A 292-nucleotide genomic window follows, 5' to 3' on the forward strand; every position below is an offset into this window, starting at 1 on the left:
AATTGGTAGACGCGCTAGCTTCAGGTGTTAGTGTCCTTACGGACGTGGGGGTTCAAGTCCCCCCCCTCGCACCAAAAACCACATGATATTGCTCTCACCGGGCGAAGGTGGCGGAATTGGTAGACGCGCTAGCTTCAGGTGTTAGTGTTCTTACGGACGTGGGGGTTCAAGTCCCCCCCCTCGCACCAACGAGGCAATATCACAGATTCAGAATACAGTGCGAAGGTGGCGGAATTGGTAGACGCGCTAGCTTCAGGTGTTAGTGTCCTTACGGACGTGGGGGTTCAAGTCC

At 55.1% G+C, this 292-nt stretch carries 1 tRNA gene; it reads left to right on the top strand.

From position 1 onward, the window contains the following. Nucleotides 1-101 precede the first annotated feature (101 nt). Nucleotides 102-188, top strand: a tRNA-Leu gene (locus DW56_RS12515). The last annotated feature ends 104 nt before the right edge of the window (nt 189-292 follow it).

This window comes from Franconibacter helveticus LMG 23732 (genome assembly GCF_000463115.2).
In the GTDB taxonomy this organism is placed as follows: domain Bacteria; phylum Pseudomonadota; class Gammaproteobacteria; order Enterobacterales; family Enterobacteriaceae; genus Franconibacter; species Franconibacter helveticus.